This is a genomic window from Agromyces molybdatiresistens (assembly GCF_052748445.2).
This window is the reverse complement of sequence record NZ_CM188258.1, coordinates 1,183,385-1,202,299: the sequence shown is the minus strand read 5'-3', so window position 1 is coordinate 1,202,299 and position 18,915 is coordinate 1,183,385. Positions and strand designations below refer to the sequence as shown.

The window sequence follows — 18,915 nt, the reverse complement described above, 5'->3', positions numbered from 1 at the left end:
ACGTCAGCGGCCCCGAGTCGAGGCCGCCCGAGCAGGCTATCGAAACGGAGACCGTCCTCACATGCACCCGTTCTGGGGGAGCGCTTTCCTCCTCGGGCTGTGGCAGGCTTCGCCCGCGCAGGGCCGTTCGACCCGGCCGCGAAGTCGGCGGGACGGCATAGGATCGGGAGACCGCACCGGCGCGGCGGCGGCATCCGTTCGCCCCGGTGCACGAAGACGGAGGTGGTCACGTGACGACGGGGGTCCGCACAGCCGAGCAGCTCGAGCGGTTCCGGGAGCTCCTGCTCGCGGAACGGCGCGAGGCCGAAGAGCGCCTCGCCGAGCAGAGCGAGGGCATCAGCGCGGTCCGCGAGGCGAGATCCGACACGTCGGTCGACGACGAGCACGACCCCGACGGCCCGACGATGAGCCAGGAGTGGTCGCAGCGCACCGCGGTGCTGCACGACGTCGAGCACGAACTCGCCGACATCGACCAGGCGCTCGCCCGCATCGACGACGGCACCTACGGCGTCTGCGAACGCTGCGGCGAGAAGATCACCGTCGCCCGCCTCGAGGCGCGGCCGACCGCGACGCGCTGCATCGACTGCGCGCGGCTCCTGCACTGACGCACGCTCAGCGCCCGGTTTCGACCGACGGCTCCGGTACCGCGGCATTCGGCACCGCGGCGTCCGCGACCGCTCCGGGCGAGTCCGCATCCGCGGTCTCGACGTCGCGGTCGACGACGGATGTCGCGTCCCGCGCGCCCGCAACCGGCGCCCCTCCCCGTGCACCGGACAACCCGTCGAACGCGCGCAGCACGAGCGGACTCGCCCCGAGCACGGCGTAGAGCAGGGCGGCGCCCGTCACGACCGGCACGAACCCGAAGGCGTCGACCGCCGCGCCGGCCGCGAACGCGCCGATCGGCATGGACGCCGCCACCCCCGACGTGATCGCACCGAACACGCGCGCCCGCATGCCGTCGGGGACGACCCCGAACAGCGCGGTCGAGATCATCGGATTGAGTGCACCGGCCGCGAGGCCCGACAGCGCGAGGATCACGAACAGGATCTCGATCGGCACGCCCAGCGCCATCGCCGCGTACGGTGGCGCGCCCGCGAGCACGAAGCACGCGGCGAACATGAGCCGCCCCGACGCGCGGTGCCCGATGAGCCCGAACACGGCCGAGCCGGTCAGGGCGCCCGCCGCGAAGCATCCGATCATGAAGCCCAGCGCCGCCGGATCGCCGAGCACCTGCGACGCGTACACCGGCTTCAGCACCGTCATGCCCGCCGCGTCGATCGCGTTCGTCAGCGTCACGAGCAGCACGACGGCGAGCGCGAGCGGGGTCTTCGCGATGAAGCGGATGCCGGCGACGAAGCCGGCCGCGCTCTCCGCGGCGGCGCCGGAGCGGTCGGCGTCGCGGGCTGCATCGTCCGCCTCCGCGTCGCGGACCGCCTGACCGACCGGGTGATCGTGCGCGTCACCGCCGGCGTCCGCGTCCGCCGCGATTCCGGATGCCTCGGCGGCGGCGGGCGCGTCCGACCCGACGAGCCCGGCGAGCCGGGCCCGGGCGGGCACAAGCAGCGCGACGAGGATCGCGGAGATCGCGAAGCCCGCGGCATCCGCAAGCAGCGCCGTCATCGGACCGGACAGGGCGACGAGGGCGCCCGCGGTGCCCGCACCGACCATGGTCGCGGTGCGCTGCACGGCCGACTGGGCGCCTGCGGCGCGGGCGAGCGGTGTGCGCGCGAGCGCCGCGAGGTCGGGCATGAGCACCGTCTTCGCGGTGTCGCCCGGCGGGTCGAGCAGGCCGCCGAGGAACACGAGCGCGAGCAGGACCGGGAAGGAGAGGAGGCCCGCGGCGTCGAGCAGCGGGATGGCGACGACGGTGAGGCCGCTCGCGACATCCGCGGCGATGCTCGACGCCCGGTAGCCGAACCTGTCGACGAGCACGCCGCCGAGCGCACCGCCGATCACCAGCGGCACGGTCGCGAAGACGCCCGCGACCCCCGCGGCGAGCGGCGAGCCGGTCTGCTGGAGCACGATGAGCGGCACGGCGACGATCGCGATCGCGTTCCCGCCGAGCGAGAACAGCTGCGCGGCGAACAGCGCGACGAGCGGCAGCCGGCGACGCGGGCTCACGCGCCGCTCCTCGGGAAGACGTGGGTCATCCACCGCACGATGCGCGTGCCCTCCGCCGGCTCGCCGCGCCGCGCCCACCACTTGTCGCGCACGGCGGCCAGGTCGGCCGACAGCTCGCGGAACTCCTCGAGCGTGAGGTGCGCGGCGCCGTCGGACGAGTCGGACGGCTCGATCCACTCCGGCTCGAGCTCGGCCTCGGCGTCGAGCGCCGCGAGCAGTTCGCGGTGGTACCCCTCGAGCACGGTGCGGCGCAGGGCCTCGGATGCCGCGTGCCGCGCCGGATCGTCGAGGAACTCGAGCGTGTCCCAGCTCGTCATCTCATGCGCGGCTCGCCACCAGCGTTCCCGTCGGTCGCGGGCGAGCTCTGGTGCCTCCTCGACGAAGCCGTGCTTGGCGAGCGTCGCGACGTGGTAGCTGATCGAGCCGGCCGACTCCCCCGTCTGATCGGCGATCATGCCGACGGTGGCGGGTCCGTCCATGCGGAGGATGCCGATGATCCGCAACCGCATGGGGTGCGCCATCGCGCGCATGGGGCCGGGGTCGTGCAGGCGCACGTTCGAGTCGACGGACGGTCGTTCGGCATCGGTCATGCGGCCAGCATAGATCCACAAGACCTCTTGTACAAGACTTCTTGTATGTATCCCCTGGCGGATATCCGATCCGCCGCGCCGCCCACTCGGACTCGCCGACGGGGTGGTGATCGTGTATCCGCGGAATCGGACGACGGGCGACCGCCGGGGAGACCGGCCCCCGCGGCGACGCAGCGGGTCAGCGCGCGACGACCTCGAGCGTCTGCCGGGCGATCTCGAGCTCCTCGTTCGTCGGCACCACGAGCACCGCGGTGCGGGAGTCGTCCGTCGAGATCCGTCGCGCCTCACCGGAGCGCTCCGCGTTGCGCGCGGCATCCACCTCGACGCCGAAGCCCTCGAGGCCGGCGAGCGACCTCGCGCGCACGTCAGCCGAGTTCTCCCCGACGCCGGCGGTGAACACGATCGCGTCGACCCGGCCGAGCTGCGCCGCGTAGGCACCCACGTAGGCGCGGATGCGGTGCGCGTACACCTCGAGCGCGACGCGCGCGCGTTCGTCACCGGATGCCGCGGCCTCGGTCAGGTCGCGCATGTCGCCGTGCCCGCCGAGGCCGAGCATGCCGCTCCGCTTGTTGAGCAGGTCGTCGACCTCGTCGACGCCGAGCCCGGCGCGACGCTGCAGGTGCAGCACGACGGCCGGGTCGAGATCGCCCGAGCGCGTGCCCATCGCGAGGCCCTCGAGCGGGGTCATGCCCATGCTCGTCTCGACGGAGCGCCCGCCGTCGACCGCGCACGCCGAGGCGCCGTTGCCGAGGTGCAGCACGATGAGCTTGAGCTCCTCGACCGGGCGACCGAGGTGGGCCGCCGCCGCTCGCGACACGAACCGGTGCGACGTGCCGTGGAACCCGTACCGCCGGATTCGATGCTTCTCGGCGAGGTCGCGGTCGAGCGCGTACAGGTACGCCTCGGGCGGCATCGTCTGGTGGAACGCGGTGTCGAAGACGGCGACGTGCGGCACCGAAGGGAAGGCCTGCTCGGCGGCGACGATGCCGGCGAGGTTCGCGGGGTTGTGCAGCGGCGCGAGCACCGAGAGCTCGTCGATGTTGATCTTCACGAGCTCGGTGATGACGGTCGGCTCGAAGAAGCGAGCGCCGCCCTGGACCACGCGGTGCCCGACCGCGACGGGCGCGTGCTCCTCGAGCGACGGGCCGTGGTCGGCGAACGCCCGGAGCATCCACGCGAAGGCCTCGTGGTGGTCGGCGACCGGGACGTCCTCGCGGAAGGCCTCGCCCGCGGCATCCGTGTGGGTGGCGCGGCCGGCGCCCGCGCCGATGCGCTCGACGAGACCGGAGGCGAGCGGATGCCCGGCCTCGACGTCGACCAGCTGGTACTTCAGGGAGGACGAGCCGGAGTTGACGACGAGGACGGTGCTGCCGGTCACGACGCCGCCTGGATCGCCGTGATCGCCACCGTGTTCACGATGTCCTGCACGAGGGCACCGCGGGAGAGGTCGTTCACGGGCTTGTTGAGCCCCTGCAGCACCGGCCCGATCGCGACCGCCCCCGCCGAGCGCTGCACCGCCTTGTACGTGTTGTTCCCCGTGTTGAGGTCGGGGAACACGAACACCGTCGCGCGGCCCGCGACCGACGAGCCGGGCAGCTTCGTGCGCGCCACCGCGGCATCGGCTGCCGCGTCGTACTGGATCGGCCCCTCGACGGGCAGGTCCGGCGCGCGCTCGCGCACGAGCTCGGTCGCGCGGCGCACCTTGTCGACATCCGCCCCCGAACCGGACTCGCCGGTCGAGTACGACAGCATCGCCACGCGCGGCTCGATGCCGAACTGCACCGCGGTCTGCGCCGACGAGATCGCGATGTCGGCGAGCTGCTCCGCCGTGGGATCGGGCACGACCGCGCAGTCGCCGTAGACGAGCACACGGTCGGCGAGCGCCATGAGGAAGACGCTCGAGACGACGTCGACGTCGGTCTTCGTCTTGATGATCTCGAACGCCGGGCGGATCGTGTGCGCCGTCGTGTGCATCGCCCCCGAGACCATGCCGTCGGCAAGGCCCAGCTCGACCATCATCGTGCCGAAGTACGAGACGTCCTGCACGGTGTCGCGGGCCTGCTCGAGGGTGATGCCCTTGTGCGCGCGGCGCCGCTGGTACTCGTCGGCGAACCGGTACACGAGCACGTGGTCGTGGTTCGACAGCACCGTGGCCTTCGAGATGTCGAGGCCGAGGCCGATCGCGCGCGAGCGGATCTCGATCTCCTCGCCGAGGATCGTGAGGTCGGCGACGTCGCGCGCGAGCAGGGTCGCCGCGGCGCGCAGGATCCGATCGTCGTACCCCTCGGGCAGCACGATGTGCTTGCGGGCGTCGCGCGCGCGGGCGAGCAGCTCGTACTCGAACATGAGCGGAGTGACGACGTCGGTGCGCGCCACGTCGAGCCGGTCGAGCAGCTCGGCCTCGTCCACGTGCTTCTCGAAGAGGGCGAGGGCCGTGTCGCGCTTGCGCTGCGACTCGGCGGCGAGCTTGCCGCGCGTCTGCGTGATCGCGAGCGCGGTGTCGTAGCTGCTCAGCTGGGTCCGGATGATCGGCAGGCCCGACTTCAGGCCCTCGATGAGGCGTTCCACCGTCTCGGAGACGGGGAACCCGCCGTTCAGGACGATGCCCGCGATCGAGGGGAAGGTCGCCGACGCATGCGCCGTGAGCACGCCGAGCAGCACCTCGCTGCGATCGCCAGGCACGACGACGACGGCAGCCTCGGTGAGCCAGGCGAGCACGTTCTCCATCGACATCGCCGCGACGACGACGCCGAGCGCCTCGCGCTCGAGCAGTTCGGGATCGCCCGCGTACAGCTCGCCGCCCACGGCGTGCATGACCGACCGCATCGAGGGTGCCACGAGGTACTGGTCCTCCGGGATGGCCCAGACCGAGACGGATGCCGCCGGCGCGCCGGCTGCGCCCGACGCAGCGCGCACCGCCTCGACGACGTCGTCGAGCCGGTCGGGGTCCGCACGGTTCGCCACGACGCCGAGCAGGGTCGCGTGCTCGCGCTCGAGCTCCTCGACCGCGAGCTCGGTGAGCTGGGCGAGCTCGTCGGGCGTTCGGGCGTCCGTGTACCCGAGCCGCTCGCTCGCGCCCCGCCCCTGGGTGACGCGGCCTCCGACCACGAGGAGCACCGGTGCACCGAGGTTCGCCGCGATGCGCGCGTTGAAGGCCAGCTCGGTCGGGCTGCCGACATCCGTGTAGTCGGAGCCGATCACGACGACCACGTCGCACCGCGACTCGACCGCCTTGAATCGACGCACGATCGTGGCGAGCGCGGCCTCGGGGTCGGCGTGCACGTCCTCGTAGGTGACGCCGATCGCATCGTCGTAGCCGAGCTCGATGACGCCGTCGTGCGCGAGCAGCAGCTCGAGCACGTAGTCGCGCTCCTCGGTGGAGCGCGCGATGGGGCGGAAGACGCCCACCCGGGTCGCGCGTCGGCTCAACGTGTCCAGCGTTCCGAGGGCCACGGTCGACTTGCCGGTGTTCCCCTCGGCGGAGCAGATGTAGATGCTGTGCGCCACCCGGCCAGCCTAGCGAGGCGCCCGCGGCGGGCGCTGGGCGGGCGCTGGGGGCGCCCTGGGTTCCGGAACCCGAGCGGTGTTCGCCTATGCTGTTCGCACCCGACGCGGCGTCGGCCCCGACGATGTCGCCCACGCACCAGGAACCACCCGTGAACCCCATCGCCCTCATCGGAGCGGGCCCATCAGGTCTCGCCGGTGCCCGCGCGCTCAGCCGCGCAGGCATCCCCTTCATCGCCTTCGAGGCCGGCCCCGACGTGGGCGGCCTCTGGAACATCGACAACCCGCGCTCGACGATGTACGAGTCCGCGCACCTCATCTCCTCGCGCACGACGACCGAGTTCGCGGAGTTCCCCATGGACTCGACGGCCGACTACCCCGGCCACCGCGAGCTGCACCGCTACTTCCGCGACTACGCCGACGCGTACGGACTGCGCGAGCACATCCGCTTCGACACGAGGGTCACCGCGGTCGAACCGGTCGACGGCGACGCGACCGGGGCGAGCGGATGGCGCGTGACCGCCGTCTCCGCCGACGGCACGACGAGCACGACCGAGCACCCTGCGGTGATCCTCGCCAACGGCACGCTCGCCGAGCCCAACGTCCCGACGTTCCGCGGCGAGTTCGCGGGCGAGCTCGTGCACACGAGCGCGTACACGAGCCCGAAGGTGTTCGAGGGCAAGCGCGTCCTCATCATCGGCGCCGGGAACTCGGGGTGCGACATCGCGGTCGACGCGGTGCATCACGCGGCATCCGTCGACCTCTCGGTGCGCCGCGGCTACTACTTCGTGCCCCGCTACCTGTTCGGGCGCCCGTCGGACACGCTGAACCAGGGCCGCCCGCTGCCGGCGCGCATCAAGCAGTTCGTCGACACGCGCGTGCTGCGCGCCTTCACGGGCGACCCGGTCCGCTTCGGCTTCCCGAAGCCCGACTACCGGATCTACGAGTCGCACCCGATCGTGAACACGCTCATCCTGAACCACCTCGGCCAGGGCGACCTGCGGGTCGTCGGCGACATCGACCGGTTCGACGGCTCGACGGTGCATTTCGCCGACGGCAGCGCCGCCGACTACGACCTCGTCATGCTCGCGACCGGGTACAGGCTCGACTACCCGTTCGTCGACCGCGCTCACCTGAACTGGACGACCGCGGCCCCCGAGCTCTACCTCAACGTCTTCCCGCCGAGCTTCAACGGGCTGTTCGTGCTCGGCATGATCGAGGCCTCCGGCATCGGATGGCAGGGCCGCTACGAGCAGGCCGAGCTCATCGCCGCGTACCTCGCGGCTCTGCGCGACGACCCGGATGCCGCGTCCCGCTTCCGCGCCGGTGCTGCGAAGCCGTGGCCCGACCTCACGGGCGGGTACCGCTACCTCGGGCTCGACCGCATGTCGTACTACGTCAACAAGGACGCCTACCGGCGGACCGTGAAGCGGCTGCTGCGGACGCTGCCGTCGCCCGCGGCATCCGGTGCCCCCGAACCCTCCGATTCACCGGCGGCCGCCGTCCGCCCGGCCCGCAGCCCGAAGGCGGGGACCCGCGCGTGAACATCGACGACGTCGTCCTGAACTTCGCGCCCGGATCGATGATCGCGCTCAACGTCGTGCTCGGCTTCATCATGTTCGGCATCGCGCTCGACACCTCGCCCGCCGACTTCCGCGCCGTCGCGCGCGCGCCGAAGGCCATGGTCATCGCGCTGCTCGCGCAGATCGTGCTCCTGCCCGCGGTGACGTTCGGGTTGACCCTGCTGCTCGACGTGCAGGCGTCGGTCGCGCTCGGCATGCTGCTCGTCGCCGCGTGCCCGCCCGGCAACATCTCGCAGGTGCTCACCTACCGGGCCCGCGGCAACGTCGCGCTCTCGGTCTCGATGACCGCGGTCGCGAACGTGCTGTACATCTTCGTGCTGCCGCTCAGCATCGCGTTCTGGGGCAGCATCCACCCCAAGGCGTCGGAGCTCGTCAGTGCCGTGAGCCTCGACGGCTGGCAGATGCTGCTCGACATCTTCCTCATCATCGGGCTGCCCTTCATCGCGGGCTTCGTCATCCGCGCCGTGTGGCCGCGCTTCGCGGCGCGCGTGCAGCCGTACGCGCGGTGGATCAGCCTGCTCGCCCTCGTCGGCTTCATCGTCGCCGCGCTCGTCGGCAACTGGGCGATCTTCATGGCGTACATCGGCGTCGTGCTCCTCGCGGTGTTCCTGCACGACGCGATCGCGCTCGGCCTCGGCTACGCGAGCGCGCGCATCGGCGGGCTCGGCGTGCGCGACCGGAAGGCGATCACGTTCGAGGTCGGCATCCGCAACGCGGGCCTCGGCCTCGGCCTCGTGTTCTCGTTCTTCGGCGGGATCGGCGGCATGGCCGTCGTCGCCGGATGGTGGGGTATCTGGGACATCATCGCGGGCCTCGTGCTCGCGACGCTCTGGGCGCGACGCACCGGGCGAGCGGATGCCGCGGCCGACGCCGGGGCCCTGGATGCCGGTGCCGCCGCCGAGGAGCCGAAGGCGTGAGCCGCCGCATCCTCGTCACCGGCGGCAGTGGATTCCTCGGCTCGAGCGCGGTCCGGGCCCTCGCCGGGAACCCGGAGGTCGAGCTCGTCGTCTCCGGCGACGTGCGGCCGCCCGCGACATCCGTGCCCGAGGGCGTCGTCGTCGAGCCGTGCGACGTGACGGATGCCGCGGCCGTCGCCGCCGTCGTCGGACGCCACGCGATCGACACCGTCGTGCACCTCGCAGCCATCGTGAACCCCGGCGGGCTGAGCGAGGACGTGGAGTACCGCGTCGACGTCGACGGCACCCGCAACGTGCTCGACGCGGCCGTCGCACACGGCGTGCGCCGCATCGTCGTCTCGTCGTCCGGGGCCGCCTACGGATACCACGCCGACAACCCCGAGTGGCTCACCGAGGACGACCCGATCCGCGGCAACGAGGAGTTCAGCTACTCGAGACACAAGCGACTCGTCGAGGAGATGCTCGCCGACCGCCGCGTGCAGAACCCGGAGCTCGGCCAGGTCGTGCTGCGGATCGGCACGATCCTCGGACCGACCGTCGCGAACCAGATCACGGCGCTGTGGGACGGCCGGCGCGTCCTGCGGATCGCGGGCTCCGAGAGCCCGTTCGTGTTCGTCTGGGTCGACGACGTCGTGGGCGCGATCGTCCGCGGCGCGACGGGTGAGGTCACCGGCGTCTTCAACGTCGCCGGCGACGGCAGGGTCACGGTGACCGAGATCGCCGAGGCGCTCGACAAGCCGACCGTGACGGTGCCGCCGACGCTGCTCACCGCGGTGCTGCGCATCGCGCACGCCCTGCGTCTCACGGTGCACGGGCCGGAGCGCGTCGGCTTCCTGCGCTACCGGCCCGTGCTCGACAACACGCGCCTCAAGCGCGACCTCGGCTACACACCGCGGCGCACGAGCCGCGAGGCCTTCGACGACTACCTCGCGGTTCGAAGCGCGCGCTCACTCGGGTAGACTGTCCGAGGCTCCTCACGTGGCGCCATCCAGGCCAACTCCCCCAGGGCGGAAACGCAGCAAGGGTAACCGGGCTCTGGCGGGTGCGTGAGGGGTCCCTGGAGGATTCGCCTAGTGGCCTATGGCGCACGCTTGGAAAGCGTGTTGGGTGAAAGCCCTCGGGGGTTCGAATCCCCCATCCTCCGCCATGCGAACAGGCGCCGTGCCCGAAGGGTGCGGCGCCTGTTCGCATTCTGATGGACGCTGCGAATCGAGGAGGAGGGAGGGCGGAGCCCGACCGACGGGGTCCCCCATCCTCCGCGCTTCGAACCCCGGGTCCACGACCCGGGGTTCGGCCGTTTCCGCCCCCGAACGGGCGTCGCCGCGTGCGCGCCGATGCGGGATGATGCCGCCAGCCCGGACTCCGCTGCGCGATGACGCAGGTCCTGCGTCACGCGCCTCAGGAAGGGGACTCCGTGTCAGCATCCAGCCCGCTCCACCGCCGCGGCCTCATCGCCGCCGTCTCCGCCGCCGCGCTCGCGGCATCGGTGCTCGCCGCCGTGCCCGCGACGGCACGCCCGCTCGAGAACGTGATGTTCGATGAGATGGACTCGTTCACGGACACGGACTTCTGCGGCGCGGGATTGACGGTGGAGGTCGATTCGACGTCGAAGGTCCACATCCTGTTCAACTCCCGCAAGCCGGGTGCGGCGCCGTACTTCAAGGCGAACGTCGTGGCCGACACCGTCTACACCGGACCTGGCGGCGTCGTCACCGAGCACGTGCGCATCGTGGACAAGGACCTGAGGATCACGGACAACGGCGATGGCACCATGACGATCCTCGTCCTCGCGACCGGCAATGCGGCCGTGTACGACGAGAGCGGCACGGCCATCGCACGCAATCCCGGACAGGTCAGTTACGAGGTCCTGGTCGACTACGGCGACGACATCGCCGATCCCTCGGATGACGAGTTCCTGGAGTTCCTCGGGGAAGTGAAGGGTTCGACCGGCCGTTCGGACGACTTCTGCGCCGCCGTGCTGCCCATCCTCGGGTGAGCACGACACGCGCGCCGAGCGCAAGTCCCCCTTAATGCGGAATAGCGGCATCGGAACCGACGGCAGAAGATGGTTTCGATGTCAGTGGCAACGGTGAGAACGGGATACGGGGACGCAGGGGACTCCCGCACCGGCCAGGCAGGGGGCAGGGGTCTCAGGGTGCTCACCCTGAGACCCCGTCGCTCCTTGACCCGGTCCGTCGGGCTTCCGGTGCTCGCCCTCCTGGTCCCCGTGCTGCTGACCGTGCTCTGGCTGGTGTCGCCGCTCGGCACCGCAGCCATGGGCCTCACCGCGGCCGCGATCGTCGTCCTGTCCGCGCTCGGCGCCGCCGCGTACATCGGCTACCAGCGCGCCGAGGTCGCCGTGAGTCCGCACGGTGTCGTCGAGCGCGGGTTCCTCGGACGGATCAACAGCGTGGCGCGTCGCGAGATGGCCGGTGTCCTCCGCCTCGAGACGTACCGCGGCGACACGCTCGAGACCGTCCAGCAGCTGTTCATCGTCGACGAGGACGGGAAGTGCCTCTTCCGCATGCGCGGGACCTTCTGGGACGACCGGTCGCTCGATGCGATCGCCGGCCTGCTCGACCTCGATGAGGAGATCCGCACGGAGCCGGTGACGATGGGCGAGCTGCGGGCGTCCGACCCGCACCTGCTCTACTGGTTCGAAGGGCGCGGCCTGCCCTCCTGAGCAGGGCCGATCGGCCGCGAGCGGCGCTCAGCGCGTCGCGATGCCGAACCGAGGCGCGTCAGGCGTGCTCGACGGGAGCTCGTGGAACCCGAGCCGCTCGTAGAACGCCCGTGCGCCGACGTTCGCCGGATCGATCCCCAGGTGCAGGGCGGGCACGCCGCGATCGGCGAGCGTCGTGCGGACCGTGTCGACGAGCCGACGGCCGAGCCCGCGGCCCTGCAGGTCGGGCAGGAGGTCGATGTGCAGGTGCGCGGGGTACGCGTCGAGCTCGGGGATCCGCATCCGCTCGGGGTCGCCGCCGTCGGCGACGAGCTGCGCCTCGGTGTACGCGGGGCGGTGCACCGTGGGCGGCCCTGCGACCGGGTGCCGTTCCCGGAACCCCGGCGCCCACTCGCGCGCGTACCAGTCGATGAAGCCGGCCGTGTCGGCGACGCCGAGCACGTAGCCGCCGACCCGACCGTCGTCGCCCTCGACGACGAACGCGAGGTCGGGCGCGTAGACGACGTACGGGAGCGCGTACACCTCCGGCATCAGCGCGTCGTCGCGGTACACGCCCGTGGCGTCGGCGCCGCCCGCGGCCGTGAGCAGGCAGATCCGGGCGACGGCATCGCGATCCTCCGGACGGTAGGGGCGGATGACCGGTCCCGGTCCCCCGGCCCCCGACGCCCGCCGCGCGGCATCCGTCATCTGCGCTTCGCCATGCCGAAGAGGCCGGTCAGGACCTGCGTGATCACCTTCTGCGTGGACTTCGAGCCGAGCACCTCCTCGAGCGCGGAGCGCTGGGGGGTACGTGAGCGCGAGGCGCCCGACGTCTTCTTCAGGAGCCGGTCGTACTCGGCCTGCGCCTTCTTCTCCGCCTTCGCCTGGTCGGCCTCGATCTTGGCCTGCATCTTCGCGTACTCGGCATCGGCCTTCGCCTGCGCCTCGGCGGCCTCGGCCGCGTCGGCGGCGGCCGCGGCGTCCGCCATGCGCGTGGTCAGCAACTCGTGTGCGGATTCGCGGTCGATCGCGGTGCCGTACGTCGCCGAGAGGGGGGATGCCGCGACAACGGCGTCGATGGCGGCATCCGGGCTCGGCGACATCGACGCCTGCGGCGCCCGCAGGCGGGTCCAGGCCACGGGACTCGGGGCGCCCTTCTCGTTCATGACCGTCACGATCGCCTCGCCCGTGCCGAGCACGGTGAGCGTCTCCTCGAGGTCGTAGCCCGACTTCGGGTACGTCGAGACCGTCGCGCGCAGCGCCTTGGCGTCGTCGGGCGTGAACGCGCGCAGCTGGTGCTGCACGCGCGAGCCGAGCTGCGCGAGCACGTCGCCCGGCACGTCCTTCGGGGTCTGCGTGACGAAGAAGACCCCGACGCCCTTCGAGCGGATGAGCCGCACGGTCTGCACGACCTGCGCGAGGAAGTCCTTCGACGCGCCGTTGAAGAGCAGGTGCGCCTCGTCGAAGAAGAACACGAGCTTGGGCCGGTCGAGGTCGCCGACCTCGGGGAGCCCGCCGTAGAGGTCGGCGAGCAGCCACATGAGGAACGTGGAGTACAGCGCGGGCTTGTCGGCGACGCCCGGCACCTCGAGGAGGCTGATCACCCCGCGACCGTCGGCGGCCGTGCGGAGGAACTCGGCCGTGTCGATCTCGGGCTCGCCGAAGAACACGTCGGCGCCCTGGTCGGCGAAGGCGATGAGTTCGCGCAGGATGACGCCGACCGTCGCCTTCGACAGCCCGCCGAGTCCCTCGAGCTCGCCCTTGCCCTCGTCGCTGACGAGGTAGGCCAGGACCGCGCGCAGGTCGTCGAGGTCGAGGAGCGCGAGCCCGTTCCTGTTGGCGTAGTGGAAGACGAGGCCGAGGCTCGATTCCTGCGTCTCGTTCAGGCCGAGCACCTTGCCGAGCAGCAGCGGGCCGAAGCCCGAGATCGTCGCGCGGATCGGCACACCGCGGCCCACTCCCCCGAGCGAGAAGAACTCGGTCGGGAAGCTCGCCGCCTCCCACGCCTGTCCGATGCCGTCGGTGCGCTTCAGCAGCTTCTCGCTGCTCGTGCCGGGCGTCGCGACGCCCGACAGGTCGCCCTTGATGTCGGCTGCGAACACCGCGACCCCGGCCGCCGCGAGCTGCTCGGCGAGCACCTGCAGCGTGCGGGTCTTGCCCGTGCCGGTCGCGCCGGCGACGAGGCCATGTCGGTTCGTCATGGCGAGCGGGATCCGCACCGGTACGTCGGGCATCGCCTCGCCGTTCACGAGCGCGCCCATCTCGAGGGCCGGGCCCTCGAAGGCGTAGCCCGCGCGGATGCGGTCGACCTCGTCGGCCTCGAGCGGGCCGGCTGGGGCGTCGGCCGACGTGGGCGGGGCGGCAGGGGTGGGCACGGCGGATGTCGCGGGGGCGGCCGATGCGCGGGGGGCTTCCGGCGCGGCATCCGTCGCGGCCTTCGATTCAGGAACGGACGCGGCATCCGTCGCGGCCTCGGCCGCCGCCTTCGCGAGCGCGGCCGCCTCCTCCGCCTTGCGGATCGCCTCCGCCGCCTGTTCCTGCAGCGCCGCCGCCGCCGCCGCGGCGGCCTCGGCCGCCTCCTGTGCCCGCTTCACCGCGTCGTCCGACATGGGGCCGATCCTAACGGCGCCACGTGCCCGGCACGGGGATACTGGGCGAGTGAGCGATCTCGGACCCGTCGACCCCGGGAGAGCGGACGAGGCGGCGTGGCTGCGTCGCTGGCGGCTGCGGCCCGACGGTGATCCGGCGACCACGACGACGAGTCGCCTGCTCCCGGTCCGCACCGAGGACGGCGAACTCGCGGTGCTGAAGATCGCACACGAGTCCGAGGAGGCCAGAGGCTCCGCACTCCTCACAGCGCTCGAGGGGCACGGCGCCGTGCGCGTGCTCCGGCGCGATCACCGGGCGCTGCTCATCGAACGCGCGACCGGCACCCGCGACCTCGTCGCCATGGTCCGTGCGGGCGAGGACGACGCGGCGACCCGCATCATCTGCGAAGTCGGCGCGCTGCTGCACGCCGAGACCGATCGCGTACTCGGGCTCGACGAGCCGCCCGCGCTGACCCCGCTCGAGGACTGGTTCGGGCAGCTCTTCGCGCACGCCGACCGGCTCGGCCCGCTGCACCGCGCGGGCGCCGACCTCGCCCGCCGGCTGATCGACGACGACCACGAGCCGGTCGTGCTGCACGGCGACCTGCACCACGGCAACGTGCTCGACTTCGGCGAGCGCGGCTGGCTCGCGATCGACCCGAAGGCGCTCCTCGGCGACGCCGAGTTCGACGCGTGCAACCTGCTCTGCAATCCGTCGCACGAGCGCGCGCTCCTGCCGGGCCGGCTCGCGCGTCAGTTCGCGGTGGTGGTCGATGCGACCGGCTTCGCCCCCCGACGCCTGCGCGACTGGCTCGTCGCGTGGAGCGCGCTGTCGTCGACCTGGTTCGAGCTCGACGGACGCCCCGAGCGCGCCGCGACCGCCGAGCGCATCGGCGAGGCGGCGGCCGGGCTCGCCACCTGAGCCGGACGGCGCGCTACCGGACGATCGGCAGTCCCGTGGCATCCGCCGCCTGCTGCATCGAGCCGCCGTCGGTGACGTCGAGGCCGGCCTCCTCCATGAGCTGCGTCGCCTGGGCGGAGCGGTTGCCCGACTTGCAGTAGACGACGTAGTCGCCCTCGGCGTCGAGCGTCGGGATCTCGGCGGCCAGCCGGCCCGAGGTGAGGTCGAGGTTGACGGCGCCGTCGAGGTGTCCGGCGGCGTACTCGGCGGGTGTGCGGACGTCGACGACGACCGTGTCGGCGCCGAGTTCGATGGGCTCGGTCGAGGCGCATCCGGTGAGGGCGAGCGCGGCTGCGCCGACGGCCGCGGCGAGCACGGCGCGGATGCCGCGGGCGGGTCGGACGGCTCTGATGGAACGGGTCGCCGGGGTGCCCGCGGAGGGGCTGGTCGTGGTCTGCATGACGTGAATAATACCCCAGGGGTATCATCTGGTAGAATCGGGGCATGGCCTCCGTGAACATCACCAACGACACGATCGAGTCGACCATCAAGGACAACGACATCGTGCTCCTCGACTTCTGGGCGGAGTGGTGCGGTCCGTGCCGCATGTTCGGCCCCATCTTCGAGCGCGCCTCCGAGCAGCACACCGACGTCGTGTTCGGCAAGGTCGACACCGAGGCCGAGCAGGCCCTGGCCGCCGGCTTCCGGATCACCTCGATCCCGACGCTCGTCGTCTTCCGCGAGGGGATCATCGTCTTCGCCCAGCCCGGCGCGCTGAACGGCGCCCAGCTCGAGCAGGTCATCGAGGGCACCAAGGCCCTCGACATGGACGACGTACGCCGCCAGCTCGCCGAGCAGCAGGCAGCTGCCGCCGCACAGGCGTGAACCGCGTCGTCCGCTCGCTCGCCTCGCGCTCCTGCGCGGTGAGCCGGGGCGAGCGCGTCCTGCGCGGCGTCATCGCGACGTTCCTCGCCGCGTTCGCGGCATCCAGCGTCGACAACCTCTGGTGCGCGATCCCCGCGAGCGTGTGCGCCGCGTTCCTCGCGATCGGGGCCGTCACCGGGTGGTGCCCGACCGACCTGTTCTCCCGCGCCGCCGTCGAGACCGAGCCGAACGGGCTCGGCTACCCGGAGGCGCGACGCGAACTGCTCGGCTGACCGACCCGCCGGGACCGGTGCGCTCCGGCCCGCGACCCGAGCCGGGCGTACGCTGGGCGCATGATGACGGACGAGCCGCTCATCGGCCCGGTCGAAGCGCCCGACCTCCACGTCATGTCGTTCAACATCCGGCGGCGGATGCCGCGGAACCGACCGGGCAGCCCCGACCGGTGGGCGGTGCGCAAGCCCCTGGTCCGGCGGCTCCTCGCCTCCGAGCGGCCGACCGTGCTCGGCGTCCAGGAGGCGCTCGACGAGCAGGTCGAGGTGGTCGCCGACGCGCTCGGGGGAAGCCACCGCTGGGTGGGCACGGGGCGGGACCCGGGCGGGCACGGCGAGGCCTGCCCCGTCTACTACGACGACGAGCGCCTCGAGCTCACCGACTGGCGGCAGCTCGCCCTCTCGGCGACGCCCGACCGGCACGGTTCGCGGACCTGGGGCAACCTCACGCGTCGGCTCGTCGTCTCCGCCGAGTTCACCGATCGCCGGACCGGCGGCCGGCTCCACGTCTTCAACACGCACCTCGACCACCTGTCCCGCCGCTCGCGGCTGCAGTCGGCGCTGATGATCGCCGGGCTCGCGCACACCGCGCACCTCGAGGAGCCCGGTGCCGCGATCGTCGTCACGGGCGACTTCAACGCCGACGAGCGGTCGGCCGTGCATCGCCGGCTCACGGGCGACGGCGTGCTGCGCGACGCCTGGGACGCCGCAGAGGAGCGGCTCACGCCCGAGTGGGGTACGTTCTCGAACTACGGGCCACGTCGTCGGGGCGGTCGGCGCATCGACCTGATCCTCGTCGGCGGCGCCGCCGAGGTCACCCACGCGGGTATCAACGCCGCGCGATTCGAGGGGCGCGCGGCATCCGACCACGAACCCGTGCAGGCGGTGCTGCGGCACCGGCAGCACGACGACACGGCCCCGGGCCGGGAGGAGGAGCGACGCTGATGCGGAGCCTGTGGAACGCGCTCACGCGACGGGCCGACGGCCCGGCCGAGATCACGGCCGACGTCATCCGGCTGATCGGGCTGCTCTGCATCCCCATCGCGGCGATCGGGTGGGGGCCCCTCGGCGGCGTGAGCCTCGCCTTCGCCACAGGCGGGATGGTGCTCCCGCGCGCGCTGCGGCTCCGCCCCGGCTTCGACATCGCCTTCGGCATCGTCACCCTCGTCGCCGTGTGGAGCAGTGTCACCGACCTCTACGTCACGGTGAAGTGGTGGGACCTCCCCGTGCACTTCGCCCTGAACGGGCTCGTCGCGGCCGTCGGCTACCTGCTCCTGGTGCACTTCCGCATCGTCGCCGACGAGCAGTCGCTCCCGCGCCCGGTGCTCTCCACGGCCATCGTCACGACCGCGCTCGGGCTGACCTTCGGCGTGTTCTGGGAGATGTTCGAGTGGTTCGGCAAGCACTTCATCGACGGCGACATCTACGTCGGCTACACCGACTCGATCGGCGACCTGCTGCTCGGCGGCATCGGCTCGCTGCTCGCCGGGCTCATGATGCCGATCATCAGCGCCCACCGCCGGAGCGAGTCCGAGCCGCAGGACGATCCCTCTCCGGCGCGGCGGAGCGTCAACGACGCCTGACCTCAGTGGCGCCCGATCGTGACGGGCGGACCCGCCGCCCAGTCGCGCACGAGCTCCTCGCGCACCGCGACACCCGTGCCCGCGGCATCCGGAACCCTGAGCTGCCCCCGGTGCTCGCCCGTGCCGAGCACGAACGGCTCGGTGACGTCCTCGGCGAAGTAGCGCCCGGACGCCGATGTGTCGCCCGGCAGGACGAAGCCGGGCAGTGCGGCGATCGCCACGTTGGCGGCGCGACCCACGCCCGTCTCGAGCATGCCGCCGCACCACACGGGCACCTCGCGCGCCCGGCACGCGTCGTGCACGCGCAGGGCCTCGAGGAACCCGCCCATTCGACCCGGCTTGATGTTCACGATGCTCGTCGCGCCTCGCTCGATCGCGTCGACCGCGGTCGTGACGTCGAGGATCGACTCGTCGAGGCAGACGGGCGTCTCGGCGGCCTGCGCGAGTCGCACGTGCGTCGCGAGGTCCGCCTCGGCGAACGGCTGCTCGATGAGCAGCAGGTCGAACGGGTCGAGGCTCGCGAGCAGCGGGATGTCGTCGGCCGTGTACGCCGTGTTCGCGTCGACCTGCAGGAGCGCGTCGCGGCCGATGAGCTCCCGCACCGCGGCGACGGGCACGAGGTCCCAGCCGGGCTTGATCTTGAGCTTGATGCGCCGGTACCCCTCCTCGAGGTAGCCGGTCACCTCGTCCAGCAGCTCCTCGAGCGTGGGGGCGATGCCCACCGAGACGCCGCAGTCCACCCAGTCGCGCACCGCACCGAAGCAGGCGGCCATCGACCGGCCCTGGGCGCGCAGCTCGGCATCGAGCACGGCCGCTTCGAGCGCACCCTTCGCCATGCGATGGCCGGCGACGAACGACAGCGTCGGGGCGACGGATGCCGCGAGCGGCACGCTCGCGATCGATGCGGCAGCGCCCCCGCGTGCACCGGCCGCCCCCTCAGCGGCGGCGCCGACGTGCTGCTCGCGGTCGTCGACCCAGATCCCGGTCTCATGCGCGGGATCCTCGATGAGCACGCCGCTCACGTGCCCGTCGTCGACGACCTGCGACCCCGGGGCGGCGAGCAGCGCGGGCGCGAGGTAGCGCTCGATCACGGATGCCGCGCCGTCGACGTACTCCCCCGAGTAGAACGGGTCGCGGCCCGCGACGCACTCGCCCCACCCGTCGCCCCGGTCGGTGCGGACGTGCAGGAGCAGCACCTCGCGCGCCGTCTCGCGGCCGAACGAGGTCTCGAACGGGCGCACGAGCGGGACCTCGAGGCGGTGCAGCTCGATCGCCTCGATCGTGGGCGTGGTCGTCGTCATCGGGGCTCCGT

19 protein-coding genes, 1 tRNA gene and 1 other RNA gene are annotated in these 18,915 nt (G+C 72.2%); 13 read left to right on the top strand and 8 right to left on the bottom strand.

All coding sequences use genetic code 11. The annotated features are described in order from the left end of the window. Positions 1 to 230 precede the first annotated feature (230 nt). Positions 231 to 605 (top strand): TraR/DksA family transcriptional regulator, encoded by a 375-nt coding sequence (locus ACULK2_RS05475; protein WP_445970214.1) that lies wholly within the window; start codon positions 231 to 233, stop codon positions 603 to 605. Positions 606 to 612: 7 nt separating this feature from the next. Here the strand turns inward: ACULK2_RS05475 and ACULK2_RS05470 are convergent, their stop codons facing one another. The 4 genes from ACULK2_RS05470 to pta all read right to left on the bottom strand — a co-directional run bounded on the left by ACULK2_RS05470 (position 613) and on the right by pta (position 6,218). After that, positions 613 to 2,121 carry an MFS transporter gene (locus tag ACULK2_RS05470; protein WP_445970215.1) on the bottom strand — a complete coding sequence of 503 codons (1,509 nt, stop codon included), beginning with the start codon at positions 2,119 to 2,121 and terminating at the stop codon, positions 613 to 615. Next, a complete protein-coding gene (locus ACULK2_RS05465) occupies positions 2,118 to 2,711 on the bottom strand; it encodes a helix-turn-helix domain-containing protein (protein ID WP_445970216.1) in 594 nt (197 codons plus the stop codon). The genes ACULK2_RS05470 and ACULK2_RS05465 overlap by 4 nt, the downstream gene beginning before the upstream one ends. A gap of 178 nt (positions 2,712 to 2,889) precedes the next feature. Further along, positions 2,890 to 4,089, bottom strand: a complete 1,200-nt coding sequence (locus ACULK2_RS05460) for an acetate/propionate family kinase (RefSeq protein WP_445970217.1) — start codon at positions 4,087 to 4,089, stop codon at positions 2,890 to 2,892. Next, positions 4,086 to 6,218, bottom strand: a complete 2,133-nt coding sequence (gene pta, locus ACULK2_RS05455) for a phosphate acetyltransferase (protein WP_445970218.1) — start codon at positions 6,216 to 6,218, stop codon at positions 4,086 to 4,088. Before pta ends, ACULK2_RS05460 begins: the two co-directional genes overlap by 4 nt. Positions 6,219 to 6,367: 149 nt before the next feature. On the opposite strand from pta, the gene ACULK2_RS05450 reads away from it, so the two are divergent. The 7 genes from ACULK2_RS05450 to ACULK2_RS05420 all read left to right on the top strand — a co-directional run bounded on the left by ACULK2_RS05450 (position 6,368) and on the right by ACULK2_RS05420 (position 11,398). Beyond that, complete coding sequence (locus ACULK2_RS05450) at positions 6,368 to 7,759, top strand: flavin-containing monooxygenase (protein ID WP_445970219.1); 1,392 nt, start codon at positions 6,368 to 6,370, stop codon at positions 7,757 to 7,759. Beyond that, a complete protein-coding gene (locus ACULK2_RS05445; protein ID WP_445970220.1) occupies positions 7,756 to 8,715 on the top strand; it encodes a bile acid:sodium symporter family protein in 960 nt (319 codons plus the stop codon). The genes ACULK2_RS05450 and ACULK2_RS05445 overlap by 4 nt, the downstream gene beginning before the upstream one ends. Then, positions 8,712 to 9,674, top strand: a complete 963-nt coding sequence (locus ACULK2_RS05440) for an NAD-dependent epimerase/dehydratase family protein (protein WP_445970221.1) — start codon at positions 8,712 to 8,714, stop codon at positions 9,672 to 9,674. Before ACULK2_RS05445 ends, ACULK2_RS05440 begins: the two co-directional genes overlap by 4 nt. 6 nt (positions 9,675 to 9,680) lie before the next feature. Beyond that, positions 9,681 to 9,777, top strand: an RNA gene (gene ffs, locus ACULK2_RS05435) — signal recognition particle sRNA small type. Then, a tRNA-Ser gene (locus ACULK2_RS05430) sits at positions 9,775 to 9,862 on the top strand. The genes ffs and ACULK2_RS05430 overlap by 3 nt, the downstream gene beginning before the upstream one ends. Before the next feature lie 267 nt (positions 9,863 to 10,129). Next, a complete protein-coding gene (locus tag ACULK2_RS05425; protein WP_445970222.1) occupies positions 10,130 to 10,711 on the top strand; it encodes a hypothetical protein in 582 nt (193 codons plus the stop codon). 186 nt (positions 10,712 to 10,897) lie between these two features. Next, positions 10,898 to 11,398: a hypothetical protein gene (locus ACULK2_RS05420; protein ID WP_445970223.1), complete on the top strand. Its 501-nt coding sequence runs from the start codon at positions 10,898 to 10,900 to the stop codon at positions 11,396 to 11,398. Between the two features lie 27 nt (positions 11,399 to 11,425). Here the strand turns inward: ACULK2_RS05420 and ACULK2_RS05415 are convergent, their stop codons facing one another. Beyond that, on the bottom strand, positions 11,426 to 12,085 hold the full coding sequence (locus tag ACULK2_RS05415) for a GNAT family N-acetyltransferase (protein ID WP_445970224.1): 660 nt from the start codon (positions 12,083 to 12,085) through the stop codon (positions 11,426 to 11,428). Then, complete coding sequence (locus ACULK2_RS05410) at positions 12,082 to 13,986, bottom strand: helicase HerA-like domain-containing protein (protein WP_445970225.1); 1,905 nt, start codon at positions 13,984 to 13,986, stop codon at positions 12,082 to 12,084. Before ACULK2_RS05410 ends, ACULK2_RS05415 begins: the two co-directional genes overlap by 4 nt. Before the next feature lie 49 nt (positions 13,987 to 14,035). On the opposite strand from ACULK2_RS05410, the gene ACULK2_RS05405 reads away from it, so the two are divergent. Continuing rightward, positions 14,036 to 14,887: an aminoglycoside phosphotransferase family protein gene (locus ACULK2_RS05405; RefSeq protein WP_445970226.1), complete on the top strand. Its 852-nt coding sequence runs from the start codon at positions 14,036 to 14,038 to the stop codon at positions 14,885 to 14,887. A gap of 13 nt (positions 14,888 to 14,900) precedes the next feature. On the opposite strand, the gene ACULK2_RS05400 is transcribed toward ACULK2_RS05405, so the two are convergent. After that, positions 14,901 to 15,326, bottom strand: a complete 426-nt coding sequence (locus ACULK2_RS05400) for a rhodanese-like domain-containing protein (RefSeq protein ID WP_445970227.1) — start codon at positions 15,324 to 15,326, stop codon at positions 14,901 to 14,903. A gap of 44 nt (positions 15,327 to 15,370) precedes the next feature. On the opposite strand from ACULK2_RS05400, the gene trxA reads away from it, so the two are divergent. The 4 genes from trxA to ACULK2_RS05380 are packed head-to-tail and all read left to right on the top strand — an operon-like array spanning position 15,371 to position 17,603. Further along, on the top strand, positions 15,371 to 15,751 hold the full coding sequence (gene trxA / locus ACULK2_RS05395; RefSeq protein ID WP_445970228.1) for a thioredoxin: 381 nt from the start codon (positions 15,371 to 15,373) through the stop codon (positions 15,749 to 15,751). After that, the gene (locus tag ACULK2_RS05390) at positions 15,748 to 16,023 is read left to right on the top strand and encodes a YgaP-like transmembrane domain (protein ID WP_445970229.1); all 276 of its coding nucleotides are present in this window, start codon (positions 15,748 to 15,750) and stop codon (positions 16,021 to 16,023) included. Before trxA ends, ACULK2_RS05390 begins: the two co-directional genes overlap by 4 nt. Before the next feature lie 60 nt (positions 16,024 to 16,083). Further along, positions 16,084 to 16,965: an endonuclease/exonuclease/phosphatase family protein gene (locus ACULK2_RS05385; protein ID WP_445970230.1), complete on the top strand. Its 882-nt coding sequence runs from the start codon at positions 16,084 to 16,086 to the stop codon at positions 16,963 to 16,965. Further along, complete coding sequence (locus ACULK2_RS05380) at positions 16,965 to 17,603, top strand: DUF2238 domain-containing protein (RefSeq protein WP_445970231.1); 639 nt, start codon at positions 16,965 to 16,967, stop codon at positions 17,601 to 17,603. Before ACULK2_RS05385 ends, ACULK2_RS05380 begins: the two co-directional genes overlap by 1 nt. A gap of 2 nt (positions 17,604 to 17,605) precedes the next feature. On the opposite strand, the gene menC is transcribed toward ACULK2_RS05380, so the two are convergent. Then, complete coding sequence (gene menC / locus ACULK2_RS05375) at positions 17,606 to 18,904, bottom strand: o-succinylbenzoate synthase (protein WP_445970232.1); 1,299 nt, start codon at positions 18,902 to 18,904, stop codon at positions 17,606 to 17,608. Between the last annotated feature and the right edge of the window lie 11 nt (positions 18,905 to 18,915).

Bases quoted from the DNA above. Each gene is read 5' to 3' on its own strand.
- ACULK2_RS05465 (WP_445970216.1), bottom strand. From the start codon at position 2,711: ATGACCGATGCCGAACGACCGTCCGTCGACTCGAACGTGCGCCTGCAC.
- ACULK2_RS05415 (WP_445970224.1), bottom strand. From the start codon at position 12,085: ATGACGGATGCCGCGCGGCGGGCGTCGGGGGCCGGGGGACCGGGACCG.
- ACULK2_RS05410 (WP_445970225.1), bottom strand. From the start codon at position 13,986: ATGTCGGACGACGCGGTGAAGCGGGCACAGGAGGCGGCCGAGGCCGCC.
- ACULK2_RS05400 (WP_445970227.1), bottom strand. From the start codon at position 15,326: ATGCAGACCACGACCAGCCCCTCCGCGGGCACCCCGGCGACCCGTTCC.
- trxA (WP_445970228.1), top strand. From the start codon at position 15,371: ATGGCCTCCGTGAACATCACCAACGACACGATCGAGTCGACCATCAAG.
- ACULK2_RS05385 (WP_445970230.1), top strand. From the start codon at position 16,084: ATGATGACGGACGAGCCGCTCATCGGCCCGGTCGAAGCGCCCGACCTC.
- ACULK2_RS05380 (WP_445970231.1), top strand. From the start codon at position 16,965: ATGCGGAGCCTGTGGAACGCGCTCACGCGACGGGCCGACGGCCCGGCC.
- menC (WP_445970232.1), bottom strand. From the start codon at position 18,904: ATGACGACGACCACGCCCACGATCGAGGCGATCGAGCTGCACCGCCTC.